15 protein-coding genes are annotated in these 16,239 nt (G+C 70.1%); 7 read left to right on the forward strand and 8 right to left on the reverse strand.

Annotated elements, in window-relative coordinates:
• Positions 1-150: 150 nt before the first annotated feature.
• A complete protein-coding gene (locus JHN45_RS13185) occupies positions 151-2,937 on the forward strand; it encodes a hypothetical protein (protein WP_200710275.1) in 2,787 nt (928 codons plus the stop codon).
• A 65-nt stretch (positions 2,938-3,002) separates the two neighbouring features.
• Here JHN45_RS13185 and JHN45_RS13190 read toward each other — a convergent pair whose 3' ends face one another.
• The 4 genes from JHN45_RS13190 to JHN45_RS13205 all read right to left on the reverse strand — a co-directional run bounded on the left by JHN45_RS13190 (position 3,003) and on the right by JHN45_RS13205 (position 5,925).
• Complete coding sequence (locus tag JHN45_RS13190; protein WP_019067855.1) at positions 3,003-3,473, reverse strand: DUF1003 domain-containing protein; 471 nt, start codon at positions 3,471-3,473, stop codon at positions 3,003-3,005.
• A gap of 37 nt (positions 3,474-3,510) precedes the next feature.
• Positions 3,511-3,897, reverse strand: coding sequence for a PPOX class F420-dependent oxidoreductase (locus JHN45_RS13195; RefSeq protein WP_200710274.1), 387 nt, complete (start codon positions 3,895-3,897; stop codon positions 3,511-3,513).
• A 10-nt stretch (positions 3,898-3,907) separates the two neighbouring features.
• A complete protein-coding gene (locus tag JHN45_RS13200) occupies positions 3,908-4,612 on the reverse strand; it encodes a type 1 glutamine amidotransferase domain-containing protein (protein WP_307783099.1) in 705 nt (234 codons plus the stop codon).
• A 134-nt stretch (positions 4,613-4,746) separates the two neighbouring features.
• A complete protein-coding gene (locus JHN45_RS13205) occupies positions 4,747-5,925 on the reverse strand; it encodes a MalY/PatB family protein (protein ID WP_201049155.1) in 1,179 nt (392 codons plus the stop codon).
• A 222-nt stretch (positions 5,926-6,147) separates the two neighbouring features.
• On the opposite strand from JHN45_RS13205, the gene JHN45_RS13210 reads away from it, so the two are divergent.
• Complete coding sequence (locus JHN45_RS13210) at positions 6,148-7,515, forward strand: S1 family peptidase (protein WP_200710271.1); 1,368 nt, start codon at positions 6,148-6,150, stop codon at positions 7,513-7,515.
• Between the two features lie 163 nt (positions 7,516-7,678).
• Here JHN45_RS13210 and JHN45_RS13215 read toward each other — a convergent pair whose 3' ends face one another.
• Entirely contained in the window at positions 7,679-7,864 is a 186-nt protein-coding gene (locus JHN45_RS13215; RefSeq protein ID WP_200710270.1) for a hypothetical protein, read from the reverse strand.
• 100 nt (positions 7,865-7,964) lie between these two features.
• Positions 7,965-9,125: an ROK family transcriptional regulator gene (locus JHN45_RS13220; RefSeq protein WP_200710269.1), complete on the reverse strand. Its 1,161-nt coding sequence runs from the start codon at positions 9,123-9,125 to the stop codon at positions 7,965-7,967.
• Between the two features lie 170 nt (positions 9,126-9,295).
• Between JHN45_RS13220 and JHN45_RS13225 the strand changes: the two genes are divergently transcribed.
• The 4 genes from JHN45_RS13225 to JHN45_RS13240 are packed head-to-tail and all read left to right on the forward strand — an operon-like array spanning position 9,296 to position 13,785.
• Positions 9,296-10,213 (forward strand): carbohydrate ABC transporter permease, encoded by a 918-nt coding sequence (locus JHN45_RS13225; RefSeq protein WP_200710268.1) that lies wholly within the window; start codon positions 9,296-9,298, stop codon positions 10,211-10,213.
• A 15-nt stretch (positions 10,214-10,228) separates the two neighbouring features.
• Positions 10,229-11,173, forward strand: coding sequence for a carbohydrate ABC transporter permease (locus tag JHN45_RS13230; protein ID WP_201049156.1), 945 nt, complete (start codon positions 10,229-10,231; stop codon positions 11,171-11,173).
• A gap of 10 nt (positions 11,174-11,183) precedes the next feature.
• Entirely contained in the window at positions 11,184-12,527 is a 1,344-nt protein-coding gene (locus JHN45_RS13235) for a sugar ABC transporter substrate-binding protein (protein ID WP_236583638.1), read from the forward strand.
• Positions 12,528-12,585: 58 nt separating this feature from the next.
• On the forward strand, positions 12,586-13,785 hold the full coding sequence (locus tag JHN45_RS13240) for a Gfo/Idh/MocA family protein (protein ID WP_201049157.1): 1,200 nt from the start codon (positions 12,586-12,588) through the stop codon (positions 13,783-13,785).
• Positions 13,786-13,817: 32 nt separating this feature from the next.
• Here JHN45_RS13240 and JHN45_RS13245 read toward each other — a convergent pair whose 3' ends face one another.
• Both JHN45_RS13245 and JHN45_RS13250 read right to left on the reverse strand, forming a co-directional pair.
• Positions 13,818-14,516, reverse strand: coding sequence for a L,D-transpeptidase (locus JHN45_RS13245; protein ID WP_200710265.1), 699 nt, complete (start codon positions 14,514-14,516; stop codon positions 13,818-13,820).
• Between the two features lie 79 nt (positions 14,517-14,595).
• A complete protein-coding gene (locus JHN45_RS13250) occupies positions 14,596-15,228 on the reverse strand; it encodes a maleylpyruvate isomerase family mycothiol-dependent enzyme (RefSeq protein WP_200710264.1) in 633 nt (210 codons plus the stop codon).
• A gap of 70 nt (positions 15,229-15,298) precedes the next feature.
• On the opposite strand from JHN45_RS13250, the gene JHN45_RS13255 reads away from it, so the two are divergent.
• Positions 15,299-16,219 carry a LysR family transcriptional regulator gene (locus JHN45_RS13255; protein ID WP_201049158.1) on the forward strand — a complete coding sequence of 307 codons (921 nt, stop codon included), beginning with the start codon at positions 15,299-15,301 and terminating at the stop codon, positions 16,217-16,219.
• Positions 16,220-16,239: the final 20 nt, after the last annotated feature.

The following is a 16,239-nucleotide window of genomic DNA, read 5'->3' on the forward strand; positions in this document are numbered from 1 at the left end:
CCGCACGGCCGAGTTCGGGCCCGGCCGCCGAAGATCAGTCGAATCCTCCTCCACAGGCAACCCACAGCCGCCGCTTCCCGTCCTCCGGGGCGCGAGGGGCTCCCGGGACCGACGGGACGCCCGCGTCTGGGGTTCGAGGAGGAGAACACATTGTTCCGTGCCCGGCGAATATGGGTCACGGCCGCGGCGGTGCTCGCGGTGGCGGGTGGGGTGTCCGGGTCCGCACAGGCGGTACCACCCTCGGACACCGGACCGTTCACGACCACGGCGACGGCCGACGACGGCACTCTGCCACCGGGTTGGCGGATCACCGGCAAGGGATCCGCGCAGCAGTTGGTGTGGCGCTCGGGCAGGCAGGTGCCCATGGGGGACGCCCGGGTCGAGTTCCACGCCGGTGGCCGGCTCCTCGGCGTACCGAGTCCGGCGAAGGACGGCCGGACGTTCCGACTCGGCCTCGACGCCGTCTCACCCGGAAAACTGACGGACCTTCAAGTGGTGTCCGGCGGACGGCGGTTGGACGCCGCCGGTGACAACAGCGGTTCCGGCAACCGCCGTTCAGGAGCCGTCGCCCAGCCCGCCGCTCAACTCCCGGCCGCCTCCGTCGATCCCGGCAAGCCGGGTGCGTACCGTACGACGACCGGCGAGTACACGCTCGACTCGGTCCGGCTGCCCGGGTACTCCACGCCGATCGAGATGAAGGCCGTCGTGGTCGCGCCGAAGGGCGCCACCGGCAAGCGGCCGCTCGCGCTGTTCCTGCACGGCCGCCACTACACGTGCTACAAGCCGGGCACCGAGGAGATCACCGGCGACTGGCCCTGCCCGACCGGCACCAAGTCCGTGCCGAGCTACCGGGGTTATCTGCGCGACCAGCAACTCCTCGCCTCCCAGGGCTACATGACCGTGTCGATCTCCGCGAACGGCATCAACGCCCAGGACGCCGAGGCCGAGGACGCCGGCGCGCAGGCCCGTTCCTCGCTGATCCGGCTCCACCTGGCCCACTGGGCCGACTGGTCCGCCCACCCGGGGACCGCTCCGGCGGTCGTCCGCAACGCGCCGCCGGCCGACCTCTCCCGCGTCCTGCTGATCGGCCACTCACGCGGTGGCGAGGGCGTCAACCGGGCGGCGATGGACAGCCTCTACCCGCCGCCGGCCGCGCAGGACGGCTATCACGGCCCGGTGCGCTGGAAGATCCGCGGCACCGTCCTCATCGGCCCCACGATCTTCGGCCAGAACCCGGTGGCCGACGTGCCGTCGGTGACGATCCTGCCCGGCTGCGACGGTGACGTCTCCGACCTCCAGGGCGAGGTGTACGTCGACGGGACCCGCGGAGTCAGCAAGGGGGCCGCACTGCACAGCGCGGTCTACGTCGAGGGCGCCGACCACAACTTCTTCAACACCGAGTGGACGCCGGGCCAGGCCCAGGCGCCCGCCGAGGACGACTTCTACAACGACCCCGACCAGCGGGACGCGGTGTGCTCGCCGGGCACCGCGACCCGGCTGACCGCCGACCAGCAGCACAAGGCCGGCTCCACCTACATCGCCACCGCGGCCCGGCTGTTCGTCGCCGGTGACGACCGGGCGCGCGAGCTGCTCGACGGCTCGGGCCGCCGGGCGCCCTCGGCGGACCCCGCGCGGGTCCTCACCCACGCGGTGGGCGCGAACCGCGGCGCCGGCTTCCTGCCGGACGGCCAAGTCACCGTCTCCGGCGGCAAGTTGTGCTCCGCGGTGGATCCCGACCCGGCCGCCTCCTGTCTGAGCGACAGCAGCAAGGGCATCTCGCCGCACTTCGCGCAGTGGGACACCAGCAAGGAGATCGGTCGCCGTGCCGTCGCGCTGCGCTGGTCCGCGGCCGGTTCGCCGACGACCGTGAGTCCGCGCAATCCGGTCTCCCTGAGCGGCGCCAAGTCCCTCGCGCTGCGGGTGATCGTGCCGCCCAACACCACCGGCACCCAGTTCGACGTGTCCGTCACCGACGCCTCCGGCCACCGCGCGACCCTCGGCCGGGTCCGCGTCGACGGGCTGCCCGGCACCGAGCGCACCGCCTCCTACTGGGCGCGCGAGGTCCGGGTACCGCTGACCGCGGCCACCCGCGCCGGACTCGACCTGCGCCACGTCAAGTCCCTTGCGCTGACCCCGCGTTCGGGTTCCGGCCAGGCCTGGCTGATGGACGCCTGGGGCTGGCGTCCGGGCACTCCGGCGGCCGTCGCGGCCCCGCTCCCGCGCGTCGACATCGGCCGGCTCACCGTCAAGGAGGGCGACTCGGGCGTCAAGACGTACCGCGTGCCCGTCCAGGTGTCCGGCCGGGGCAGCGGCCAGGTGCGGATCTACGTCAGCGACCCGGCCACCGGCCGGGACACCTCCCGCCTGGTGACGGTGCGGCCCGGCGGCCACGACCTCGATGTATCGGTCGAGGTGAAGGGCAACACCCGCTTCGACTACGGCGCCCAGCACGACCTGTTCGTGAAGGCGGTGCACGGCGCGGTCGTCGGCGCCCATCACGGGGGCGTGACCACCGAGAACGACGACCCGATGCCCACGTACACCGTCACCCCGATCGCGGACCGGGTCACCGAGGGACAGCCCCTCAAGTGGAAGGTGACGCTGTCTGCGCCCGCGGACGTGGACATCAACCCGGTGTTCGCCGTCCAACCGGTCACCACGGGGCCGGAGTTGTCCACCCTCGACGTCGACCCGCAGTGGTTCCGCGAGAACTCCGGGGAGGAGCCCGCCCCGGAGCGGCCCCTGTCCCAGGTGCCGGGCCTGGCCGTCTGGGCGACCGTTCCGCCGGGACAGACCAGTGCGGAGCTCACCCTGCCCACCATCACCGACCAGGTGACCGAGCAGCCCGAGTCCGTGCTCTTCCGGGCGATGAACGACAACGGCGACCCGGTGCCCAACGGCCCGGCGCTGACCGGCACGGTGCTCGACGCGTCGTAGCCGAACGCCGTACGAAGTGAGGGGGCCGCAGCCCGAAGGCTGCGGCCCCTTCGCCGTGCGGTGGGTCAACTCGGCTGCTTTGTGCCGCCGTTCATCTTGGCGCGGTTCTCGGTGAGGAGTTCCTGGACACGCTGTTCGATCTCGCGCGGGTCCAGGCCCAGGGCGGCTCCGATGTGGGCCGACCACACCTCGGAGCGGAGGTTGGTCTCGAAGTCGAGGTCGGCGCGGACGTTCTCGCGGGCCGCCTGCCGGTTCTGGCTCACCATCACGAAGGTCGACAGGAAGATCGCCTCAAGGCTGACGATCATCGTGAGCAGCCCGTACGGGTACGGGTCGAAGATCCCGGCGTGGCCGAGGAGCCCTTCGTTGAGGGCGATCCAGACGGCGAACCACAGGGCGTGCAGATAGACGAAGAGCATGGTGCCGGCGAAGGCCGTGATGGCGTCGGCGACCCGGTCCTGGGTGCTGCGCATCCGGGCGAAGACGATCCGCTCCTGCCGCAGCCGCAGGTCGGCCGGGTTCAGCGCGGGGTCCACGGGCGCTCCCTGGGTTCGGTGTGCACGGGGTCCGTCCTCAGGCTTTGAGGGTGACGCGGATGCCGACGGTGCCGTCGAGCCCGCGGCGCAGCCGGCTGCCGAGGAGCGTGAGACGGCCGGTGAGGCCGTACTTGCGCTTGATGAGGGCGCGGTAGTGGGCCGTGGTCTCGGCGTCGGTGAGCTCGGCGGTGCCGGGGACCTGGTCGCCGGTCGGGTTGCCGCGCAGGTCGCAGGGGCCCACGAGGACATCACCGCGGGCCCGGATGCGCTTCACCTTCCAGGAGTCGGCGACCGTCCACACCCCGAGGGTGTCGCCGTCGCGCACCACCCACACCGGGGTGGGGACCGGGGAGCCGTTCTTGCGGTAGCTCGTGATCAGCAGGTACTGGCCTGCGCCGAGCCGGTCCAGCGGGGTCTCGTCCATGGTCGGCAGTCTAAGCACCCGCAGGGGCCCGCAGGAGATCGAGATACCGGCGGGCGAAAAGGTACGCGTCCCCGGGCCAGCGCGCCGACACATAGCCGCCGTCCTCCACGACGAACGCGTGCGTGTCGTCGCTCGCGGTACCGCGCCGGGTGAGCTCCCTGGGGCCGCGTTCGAACTGCGTGGACGGGTCGTCGAGGGCGACGCGCACCTCGTCCTCCACGTAGGCCGGGTAGGTGCGGTAGTAGCGGCCGAGCCGCCAGGCGGTGGTCAAGTAGGCGGTGCGTTCCATGTATTTGGGAAGACAGGTCGTACGGCGTCCGGCGAGGACGCTGCAGCCGGTGGCCGGGTCCTGGGTGCGGGCCAGGACGAGGACACCGTGGCAGATCGCGCCGACCGGGCGGCCGAGGGCCCAGAACTCCCCCACTTTCGCCCGCAGTTGGGCCGAGCCGAGATATTGACGCATGCCGGGTGCGTGGCCGCCCGGCAGCAGCAGGCCGTCGAAGCCGGTCACGTCCACGTCCGCCCAGGCGACCGTGGCGCCGAACTCCGGTGCCTCGGTGAGCTGTTGGTAGAACCGCTTGGGTTCGTCCTCGGCGCCGAGCTGTCCGAAGAGGACGCCGGTCAGCAGCCGGGGGTCGGCGGCAGGCCGGGTCCCGGCCCGCTCGGTGGCGAGGACGACCTCGTGCCCGGCGTCGGTGAGCAGCCGCCAGGGCACGGCGACCTCGGTGACTGACGTCGAAGTCGCGGTCGGGGACCGGCATCAGCACGCGCATGGGCTCATCATGGCAGCCGAGCGCTAGGTGTTCATGACAGCCCGGCCGCCCGGCTCACCCCGGCGCGACGCCCCGCTCACCCCAGCGCCGCCGCCATCCGCCGGACGGCTTCCGTGATCACCTCCGGAGACGTGGCGAGATTGAGCCGTACGTGCCCCGCACCACCGGTCCCGAAGTCGATGCCAGGGCTCAGGGCAACCCGGCCCCGGTCGAGGAAGACGCTCGCCGGATCGTCGCCCAGCCCGAGTTCACGGCAGTCCAGCCAGGCGAGATAGGTGGCCTCGGAGGGCCGGTACGCGACGGCCGGCAGGTGCTCGGCGAGCAGACCGGTCAGCAGTCGGCGGTTGTCGTCGAGGCCGTTCAGCAGGGCATCCAGCCAGGCGGTGCCGTCGCGCAGGGCGGCGGTGTGGGCGATGACGCCGACGTGACTCGGGCCGTGGCCGACCTCCTCGGGGAGGCGGGCCAGGTCGGCGGCGGACGCGGGGCCCGCGACGGCCAGGGCGGCCTTGAGTCCGGCGAGGTTCCAGGCCTTCGACGCCGACATCAGAGACAGCCCGCGCTCCGCGCCCGGGACGCTGAGGTAGGGGACGAACGCGGTGCCCGCTGCGACGACCGGTGCGTGGATCTCGTCGGCGACGACCCGCACGCCGTACCGCTCGGCGAGGGCGGCCACGGCGGCCAGTTCGGCGGCGGTGTGCACGGTGCCGGTCGGGTTGTGCGGGCTGCACAGCAGATACGCGGCCCGCCGCCCGCCCGCGACCGCGCGCCGGAACGCGTCCTCCAGGGCGCCGAGGTCGAGGCGCAGGTCCGCGCCCAGCGGAGCTTCCACCACCTGCCGGTCCAGATGGGTCACGAACTGGAAGAACGGCGGATACACGGGCGGGTTCAGCACCACCGGATCGCCCGGCCCGGTGACCAGCCGGAGCATCTCGACGACGCCCAGCATGACGTCCGGCACGATCCGCGTGCGGTCCACGGCGAGCCCGTCCCAGCCCCACCGCTTCTCCGCGAACGCGGCGAGCGCCTCCGCGTAGGCCGTCCCGGCGGGATAGCCGGTGTCCCCGAGGGCGAGCGCGTCCGTGACCGCGCGGACCACGGCGTCGGCGAGCGGCACGTCCATCTCGGCCACCCACACCGGCAGCACGTCCTCGGGGTAGGTGCGCCATTTCATGCTGGTACGACATCGGAGGCGGTCGAGGGTGAGCGCGCGCAGGGGATTCGGTTCACCGGCCGCGGCCTGCGGGTTGCTGGTCATGAGGCTCAAGATAGGGGGACCACGGCGCGTGGGCGACGGGCCGCGCCGGGCGCCGCCGAGGCCAACTCGGCGGTCCGGACAGCCTGTTGTGTCCGACGGCTGAAGCCGATCTTCCAGACGGTGAACAAGAGGGTGCCGGGCCACGTATGGAGGAAGGGCACCTCAACGACCGGAGGGCCTCGCGGTGTTCGGCACCGCACGTTCGGGGTTCGGGAGCCAGGCATGAGGCACGCACGACGACGGGTCGTCCGGCGAGTGACACGGTTGACTGCCGTCGGCGGACTCCTGCTGGGAGGTGCCATGGTCACCCAGGCGGCCATGGCGAGTGACACCCCGGCCAGGGACGCCGCCACGCTCAGCGCGCCGCAGACGCCCGCGGACAAGGGTTCCGCTCTGGTGGCGAAGCTCGGTTCGGCCCGTACGGCGGGCAGTTGGGTCGACTCCGGCGGCCGCACGGTCGTCGCGGTGACCGACAAGGCGACGGCGGCCGAGGTGACGAAGGCGGGCGCCGAGGCGAAGGTCGTGCCGTACAGCATGAACCAGCTGAAGTCGGCTGCCACCACGCTGAGTTCGGCGCCCAAGATCGCGGGCACCGCGTGGGCGATGGACTACCGGAACAACAAGGTGATCGTGGAGGGCGACAGCAGTGTCTCCGCCACCAGCTGGGCCGCGATGACGAAGGTCGCGAAGAGCATCGGCGCCTCGGTGGAGATGCAGCGCACGCAGGGCAAGTTCACCACCCGGATCAACGGGGCGCAGCCGATCCTGTCGACCGGCGGCCGTTGCTCGGCGGGCTACAACGTGACCAACGGCCAGACCGACTTCATCCTCACGGCCGGGCACTGCGGCCCGGTCGGCTCCATCTGGTTCGCCGACAACCAGGGTGACCAGCAGCTGGGCAAGACCGTCTCCGACAACTTCCCCGGCAGCGACTTCTCGCTGGTGCAGTACGCGAGCGGTTCGGCCGGTGAGGGCGCGGACGTCGTCGCGATCGGCAACGGCAGCGGCGTGACGATCACCGGTCTCGCCGACGCGGCCGTGGGCGAGAAGGTGTTCCGCAGCGGCAGCACCAGCGGGCTGCACGACGGCGAGGTGACCGCGCTCGACGCGACGGTGAACTACCCCGAGGGCACGGTCACCGGCCTCATCCAGACCACGGTGTGCGCCGAACCGGGCGACAGCGGCGGCCCGTTGTTCTCCAACGGCATCGCGCTGGGGGTGACCTCGGGCGGCAGCGGTGACTGCAAGGCGGGCGGTACCACGTTCTTCCAGCCGCTGACCAAGGCGCTGGCCGCGCTCAACGTCAAACTGCTGGTGGCGCCGAAGACGGCCGCCTCGCCCGCGCCGTCCGCCTCGGCGGCAGGCAGCGCGGCGGGCACCGGTTCGGTCACGCCCGGGACGTCGGCTCCGGCGACGAACACCACGGCGGGTACGACGACCCTGGCGTCCCGGCTCACCGACCCCAAGAACGTGGGACCGGGTCTGCTGGTGATCGCGGGAAGTCTGATCGCGCTGGTGGCGACGCGCTGGATCCGCGCGGAGCAGGACCGCAAGGCCTTCCAGCGGCACTATTCGGCGATGTGGGGCTGATCACAGGGATCGCGCGGGTCACGCGGGGAGTTCGCCGCGGGTGATCCTGGGTTGTCGGGTCGGGTCGGGTCGACGGGGGGCGACCGGCTGGACCGAGGGTCACGAGGAAGGCCGGGCGACGGGATCCGAACGACAGCTGCGCGCGTCGGCCGGGCGGCCGCTCTCAGGCCGCCGTGGCCGGCTGGGGAGCCGCGGTGGCCCACTCCATCACCAGCCGCCGGTACTCCTCGCGCTGTTCGACGCTCAGTGTCCCGCCCGACCGGAGCCACAGGGCTCTGATCTCCTCGTTGACCTCGGCTGCCGATCGCTCGGTGGCTGAATCAACACGGGTGGACATGGTGTGAAGCATACGTCGCCGTAGGTGAAGGCGATGTGAGTAATCACGAGCCAATCGGACATATCGGACCGTGTTACTGATCACGTCCATCTGTCAAGCCCCGTAACGCATTTCACACCTCCGCCACACCCAGCACCAGCACCTGGATCGCCAACACCGCGGCTCCGCGCGCCCAGTCGTGGAAGTCGGAGACCTTGGTCTCCACGTCGAGCGGGGCCGCCAGCGGATGCCGGTGGGAGCGCAGCGCGTCCTCCACCACCGGCCCGGCCACATCCATCAGACCGACTCCCTCACCGGCGAGCAGGATCTTCTGCGGCAGCACGAAGTTGGCGATCTGGGCGACCAACACGCCCAGCGCGCGGGCCGCTTCGTCGATCACCCGGGCGGACATGGGCTCACCGGCCGCGGCACCGGCGAGGATCTCCTCGTACGTGCGGTCCCGCCCGGTGGCGGCCCGGATCTGGTAGCGGATGCTGGGGATGGTCAACAGCGAGACGGCGCTGCCGCGTTCACCGGTCGGCGTGAGCGGGCCGTTGGGGTCCAGGATCCAGTGGCGTCCGAAGCCGCGGTCCTCCTCGGCGTAGGGCACCCGCCGGCCGCCGAGGACCAGGCCGTAGCCGACGCCCGCGCCGATGGTGAGGACGACGAAGCGGTCGAGGCCTCGCCCGGCGCCGAACCAGGTCTCGGCCTCGACGAACGCGGCCACGTCGTTCTCCACGACGACCGGCAACCCGGCGCGCTCCTCGACCAGTTCGGCCAGCGGGACGTCGCTCCACTGCAGAAAGGCCGACTCCCCCACCACGGCACGGTCCCGGACGAGACCGCCGACACCGATGCCCACGCCCGTGAGCGTGGGGAACCGGGCGGTGAGTTCGCCGGTCATCCCGGCGAGCAGGTCCGCGACTTCGGCCGGGTCGTGAGTGGTGAGCGGTCGGTCGAGGCGGGCGATGATCTCGCTCCTGAGGGTGGTGACGACGCCGTAGACCATGTCCTCGGTGACCTTGAAGCCGAGGAAGGTGCGGGACTCGGCGACCACGTCGAGGGGTTGCGAGGGACGGCCCTGGCGGACTTCGGCCGGGCCGCCGCCGTCGGGGACCTCGACCAGCAGGCCGGATTCGATCAGCGGCTTGGTGAGGCGGGTGAGGCTGCCCGCCGAGAGGTCGAGGCGGCGCGCGATGTCGGTGCGCGACAGCGGACCGTGGACGAGCACCTCGATCGCCACGGAGCGTTCGCCGGGGCTCAGCGGCTGCCAGCTGGCGGCACGTGTGGTCATGGGCGTCAGACTCCCACACCCAAGATATTTTTGCTCCAGAACCAATAAAGCCACTTCTTGACCGAAATCCCGCACAGAAAAGATCCGTGCAGGGCTCTTGACGCCAGGATTCTTTCGCGTCGAAAGTAAGTCACCCGAGGACGAGCCGTCGCAGACGAAGGAGTCTCCAGATGACCACCGCCTCAAGCAGCCCCCCGTTGCGCCCACCGCGGGCCCGTGAAGGCGGGGGCGACGGACGGCTGGCGGCGGTCTTCATCGCCCCGGCCCTGCTGGGCTTCCTGGTCTTCCTGCTCTGGCCGACCCTGCGGGGCATCTACCTGAGCTTCACCCGCTTCAACCTGCTGACACCGGCGAAGTGGGTGGGCCTCGACAACTACGACCGGATGGTCCACGACCCCATCTTCTGGTCGTCGCTGCGGGTCACCGTCGAGTACGTGTTCATCAACATCGGCGTCCAGACGGTGGCGGCCCTCGCCATCGCGGTCCTGCTCCAACGCCTCACCCAGTCCGCCCTGTTGCGCGGGATCGTACTGACGCCGTACCTGATGTCGAACGTCGTCGCCGGCATCGTCTGGCTGTGGATCCTCGACACCCAGCTCGGCATCGGCAACGAGATCATCGGGGGACTCGGCTTCGACCGCATCCCCTTCCTCGCGGACAAGACCTGGGCGATCCCGACGATCGCCCTGATCAACGTGTGGCGGCACGTCGGCTACACCGCGCTGCTGCTGTTCGCCGGGCTCCAGGCCATCCCGAACGACATGTACGAAGCGGCGAAGGTGGACGGCGCGAGCGAGTGGCGCATGTTCTGGCGGATCACGATGCCGCTGCTGCGGCCGGTCCTCGCGGTCGTGCTGATCATGACGGTGATCGGTTCGTTCCAGGTGTTCGACACGGTCGCGGTGACCACCGCGGGCGGCCCGGCGAACGCGACGAACGTCCTCCAGTACTACATCTACGGCTCCGCCTTCGGCCGCTTCCAGTTCGGCTACGCCTCCGCGATGTCCGTGGCCCTGCTGATCGTGCTGAGCGCGATCACCTTCCTCCAGTACCGGATCACCCGCGCCGGCCAGACCGACCTCGGCTGACCGGAAGGAGACGACATGGCCACCCTGACCACCACGCCCAACGTGCCCACGACAACCAAGCAGGCGATCGTACGGCCGCCCCGGCGCCGGATCTCCGTCGGCAAGGTCGCCGCCTGGACGGCGATGGCCGCGATCATGCTGATCACTCTGCTGCCCTTCTTCTGGATCCTGCGCACCGCGCTCTCCACCAACACCGGTCTCGCCGCCCACCCGTCCGACCCGCTGCCGGTCGACTTCACCACCGGCGGTTTCGAGCGGGCGCTCGGCCTCCAGTCCACCAAGGAGGCGATCGCACAAGGCGGTTCGGGCGGTGGGCTGACGTTCTGGCGCTATCTGCTCAACTCGGTGATCGTCTCGACCCTGGTCACCGTCTGCCAGGTGTTCTTCTCCGCGATGGCCGCCTACGCCTTCGCCCGGCTGCGCTGGCGCGGCCGGGACCGGATGTTCGGGCTGTTCCTGGCCGGGCTGATGGTGCCGGCCATCTTCACCCTGCTGCCGAACTTCGTCCTCATCAAGCAACTCGGGCTCGTGGACACCCTGTTGGGGATCGCGCTGCCGACGATGTTCATGACGCCGTTCGCGGTGTTCTTCCTCCGGCAGTTCTTCATGAACGTCCCGCGCGAGGTCGAGGAGGCGGCTCTACTCGACGGCGCGGGCAAGGTCCGCGTCTTCTTCAGGGTCCTGCTGCCGATGGCGTCCACACCGGTCCTGACCCTGGGCGTGCTGACGTACATCACCTCCTGGAACGACTACTTCTGGCCGTTGATGGTGTCCTACAGCGACAGCTCGCGCGTGCTGTCGGTGGCGCTGGCGATCTTCCGCTCGCAGACCCCGCAGACCGGCTACGACTGGTCGGGCCTGATGGCGGCGACCCTCATCGCCGCGCTCCCGATGCTGGTGCTGTTCTCGGTGTTCGCGCGCCGCATCGTCAGCTCCATCAGCTTCACCGGAATCAAGTAAGGGGCAGGGCATGCGATTTCGTACGGTCATGGCATTGACCGGGGCGCTCGCGCTGTCCCTGACGGCGGGCTGCGCGAAGGGCGACTCCGTGGGATCGGCCTCCGACACGGTGACGTACTGGCTGTGGGACTCCAACCAACTCCCCGCCTACCAGGCCTGCGCGAAGGGCTTCGAGCAGCAGAACCCCGGACTCAAGGTGAACATCACGCAGTTGGGCTGGGGCGACTACTGGACCAAGCTCACCGCGAGCTTCATCGCGGGCACCCAGCCGGACGTGTTCACCGACCACATCCAGAAGTTCGGCCAGTTCGCCGACCTGAAGGTGCTGGCGCCGCTCGACGACCTCGGCGTCGAAGACTCCGCCTACCAGCCGGGCCTCGCCGCCAACTGGGTGGGCCAGGACGGCCATCGCTACGGCGCCCCGAAGGACTGGGACACGGTCGCCCTCTTCTACAACCAGAAGATGGCCAAGTCGGCAGGGCTGAGCGCCGACCAGCTCAACGGCCTCTCCTGGAACCCGACGGACGGCGGCACGTTCGAGAAGGCCATCGCGCACCTCACCGTCGACAGGAACGGAAAGCGCGGCGACGAGCCGGGCTTCGACAAGAAGCACGTCAAGACGTACGGCCTCGCCAGCGGCGGCGCGGGCGACGCCGACGGCCAGACGACCTGGAGTCCCTTCACCGGGTCGGCCGGATGGAACTACACCGACAAGAAGCGCTGGGGCACCCAGTACCAGTACGACAGCAAGACCTTCCAGTCCGTGATCAAGTGGTACTTCGGGCTGGCCGAGAAGGGCTATCTCGCGCCGTACACGGACTACAGCGACGGCGCCAACCCGGCCAACGCGCAGATCGCCTCGGGCAAGGCGGCGACCTCCTTCGACGGGGCGTGGATGATCTCGACGTACTACGCGGCGAAGGGCGTCAAGGTCGGCACGGCGTTCACGCCGACCGGTCCGAGCGGTGAGCGGGCGACCATGATGAACGGTCTCGCCGATTCGATCACCAAGAAGGCGCACAACAAACCTGGCGCGGAGAAGTGGGTCAAGTACCTCTCCTCCGACGAATGCCAGAAAACGGTCGGCGGTTACGGAATCGTGTTCCCCGCGACCCCCGACGGCACGGACACAGCCGTCGCCGCCTACAAGAAGAAAGGCATCGATGTCACGGCCTTCACCAGGCCGGTCTCCGACAAGAAGGACTTCACCACCTTCTCGTATCCGATCACCAACTACGCGGCGGACGTGTACGCGTTGATGCACCCCGCCATGCAGGACGTCTATGCCAACGACGCACCCGTCAGCGGCCTGGGTAAGACGAACAAGCAGATCAACTTCATCCTCGGTCAGTGACGCGTCGATCGACGACTCATGTGTCAGTGACAACCTCGTCAGAGAAGGACAAGCACCTATGACGTTCTCCCTCGGCATCGTCGGAGCAGGCCAGTTCTCGGGCCAGTTCGCCAGACTGTTCCAGGCCCATCCGGGCGTGAGCGAGGTCTATGTGACCGACCTCCTCCCGGAGCGGGCGGAGCAACTGGTCGCCGAACAAGGGCTGGCGGGCACCTTCCCGTCGTACGAGGCGATGCTGGAGTCGAAGGCCGTCGACGCCGTCGCGATCTTCACCCAGCGCTGGACGCACGGCCCCCTGGTCCTCCAGGGGCTCGGCGCCGGCAAGCACGTGTACTCCGCGGTCCCCATGGCGATCAGCACGGAGGAGATCGCGGCGATCATCGACGCGGTCAAGGCGACCGGACTGACGTACATGATGGGCGAGACGAGCCAGTACAACCCGGCGACCGTGCACGCCCGCAACCAGATCGCGGAGGGCGCCTTCGGGCGGATCTTCTACGCCGAGGGCGACTACGTCCACGACATGGATCTGGGGTTCTACGAGGCGTACCGGTACAGCGGCGGCGACAACTGGAAGGCCACCGCCAGCTATCCGCCCCTTCTCTACCCCACGCACTCGGTGGGCGGGGTGCTCGGCGCCTGGCAGACGCACGCGGTGAGCGTGTCGGCGATCGGGGTCGTGGACGAGCGCGGGGACGGTGTCTTCGACCGGGAGGTCAGCCAGTTCGGCAACGACTTCTCCAACGCGACCGCGCTGTTCGAGGTCGCGGGCGGAGGTTCGTTCCGTACGAACGAGTTCCGGCGCGTGGGCTATCCCTCGCAGATCCGGGAGTCGCGTTTCCGGTTCTTCGGCACGGACGCGAGCATGGAGCAGCTCGCGACGGTGGCCTTCTGGCAGGACAAGAAGGGGGTGAAGGACATCAGCGAGCTGCTGGAGCCCAAGCCCACCATGTCTCCTGACGATCCGTCACTCCAGCACATCGCGCCGGACCTCCGGGCCGCCTTCACCTCCGGCTCGGCGCCGGTGCACGACCGGTCGCGGCTGCCGCGGGAGTTCGACAACCTGCACAACGGCCACGAGGGCAGCCACCACTTCCTGGCGGACGACTTCGTGACCGCGGTCAACTCCCGCACCCTGCCGTCCGTGAACGCGTGGGTCGCGGCCCGCTACACCCTGCCGGGCATCGTCGCGCACGACTCGGCACGGCAGGGCGGAGCGAGGCTGGAGATCCCGGACTTCGGGGACGCACCCGAGTAACCGCGTTGGTACGCAGGCCGGGTGACTGACCGTCAGGTACCCGGCTTGCGGCCGTAGACGAAGACGTCGTCGCCGTTCTTCAGGAGCGACCAGTACTTCTTGGCGGTGGTCGGGGTCATGTTGACGCAGCCGTGCGAGCCCGGCGGGTTCCACATGCTGAGGTTGACCGAGTGGAAGGCCTGACCGCCGTCGAAGAACTGGCTGTAGGGCATGGGCACGTTGTAGATGTTCGAGACGTGGTCGATGTCCCGCCAGTAGATCTTCTTCAGACCGGTGCGGGTCTCGTAGCCGTTACGTCCGGTGCGCACGGGGACCGGGCCGTAGACGAGCCGGCTGCCGTCCTGGATCCAGCTGATCTGGAGCGTGAGGTTGACGCAGGCGATCCGGCCCTTGTTGGTCGGGCACTTGCCGGCCGCGTTGGGCTTGTTGCCCACGGCCTTCTGCTTGTTCATCAGGTCCATCACACCCCAGGTGACGGAGCCCGCGTAGCCGATGTTCGGCGTGATCCCGTGCTTGGTCTGGAAGGCCCGGATGGCCTTGCAGTCGGCGGCCGACTGCTTGCCGTCGACGGGCCGCCCGAGGAACTTCTCCACCTGCTTCTGGTACGGCCCCGCCTGCGTCGTACAACTCGCCGCCGCCTGCGCCGGACCGCTGCCCAAGACGAGCGTGAGCGGCGCCACCAGCCCGGTGATCCCGAGCACTACGGCACCTCGTCTGCGTATGTCCCCCATGGCCTGCCCTTTCCCTTGCCCCGGTACTGCGATCTCTGCCAACTAGACAGGTGCGCAAGGGTAGGGGTTGTAGGGCGGGTCACGCTGCGACGAAACGGTGACATTCCTCGCCATCCAGGTGCCCCGGCGGCAGGCGGCGGCCGTACGCGACCAGGAGTAGGTCCTGCGCCCGGCCGCGCAGGGGAGTCCCGATGCCGAAGGACCAGTCGAGGTCGTCGGCGCACAGCCGGACGCCGGCGAGGTCAGTGCCGAAGAGGCGGAACGCTCTGGGGTCGACGGCGTTCAGGACGATCCGCAGGCGGTCCTCGGGGACGCGGCGGTCCAGGCCGAGCGCCACCGTGATGTCCAGGCCGTGGACGACGTCGTGGCCGAGGGCTGCCGCGATGCCGCCGACGGGCGGTTTCCAGGGGTGGTGGGCGTGCTCGCGGAGGAAACCGGCGAGTTCCCGGTCGGTGTGGCAGGCCGCGTCCCGGCGGGCCAGCCGGTCGGTCGTGCGGTGCAGACTGGCGCGCGACTTGGCCAGTTCCCACAGCACCCGCGCGGTCGAGTACCGGAACCCCATGGACAGATGCGCCACCACCTCACGCACCCGCCATCCCGCGCACAGACTCGGCGCCTCCCACTGCGCGGGCGTCAAAGTGTCCAACAGGTCGGCCAGCTCCCGGCGTTCGGTCGCGATGGCCGTGGTGATGTCGTTCGTCGTGGTCCCCATGTGTCCAGGGTTCCGGCGCCTGATCCATAAGTCCAAGACCGGGTCCGTCTCACAACTAGCATTACTGCTTATGGAGTTGAGGCAGCTGCGCTACTTCGTGACGGTCGTCGAGGAGGCCAGCTTCACCCGGGCCGCCGAGCGGTTGCATCTCGCGCAGCCCGGGGTGAGCGCGCAGATCCGGCAGCTGGAAAGGGAGTTGGGCCAGCCCCTGCTGGACCGGTCGGGGCGGACGGTGCGGCCGACGGAGGTCGGCGCGGCCGTACTGCCGTACGCGCGGGCGGCTCTCGCGGCCGTCGAGGGGGTGCGGCAGACGGCGGCGGAGTTCGGCGGGCTGCTGCGCGGGCGGGTGGCGATCGGGCTGGTGCCCGGAGCCCTCGGTCATCACATGGACGTGCCCGCGCTGCTCGCCGACTTCCACGACGCACATCCCCAGGTGGAGATCACCCTCGCCGAGGACACCTCGGACCGGATGCTCGCCGCGCTGCGCCACGGGGAGCTGGACATCGCCGTCGCGGGCCTGCCTGACCCCGAGCCGGCACCCGGCCTCGCGCACCGGATCGTCATCGACGAACCCCTGGTCGCGGCGGTCGCGCCGGGTCATCCGCTGCTCGACGAACACCGCGGCCGTACGTCCGTCCCGCTGACCGCGCTGCGCGGGCACCGGTTGATCAGCCTGCCCCGGGGGACGGGGGTGCGCGGGGTGCTGGACCGGCTGTGCGCGGAGGCGGGTTTCCGGGCGCGTGTGACGTGTGAGGCGGCGGCCCCGGACGCGCTGATGCGGCTCGCGGAACGGGGGCTCGGGGTGGCCGTGGTCCCCTACCCGCAGGGCGCCTCCGGGGCGACGACATCGCGGGCGCTGCGGATGCTCCGCATCGACGATGCCCGGGCACGGGGGCGGGTCGCGGTGGTCTGGCGTACGGACGGCCCGACAGGGCCCGCCGCTCGGGCGCTTCTCGCCGCCTTGCGGCAGAGGTTGCCCGGAGGAGAGTAGTACGAACTATCGGTCCACTT

It is taken from the genome of Streptomyces sp. MBT53, assembly GCF_016654115.1.
GTDB lineage: Bacteria > Actinomycetota > Actinomycetes > Streptomycetales > Streptomycetaceae > Streptomyces.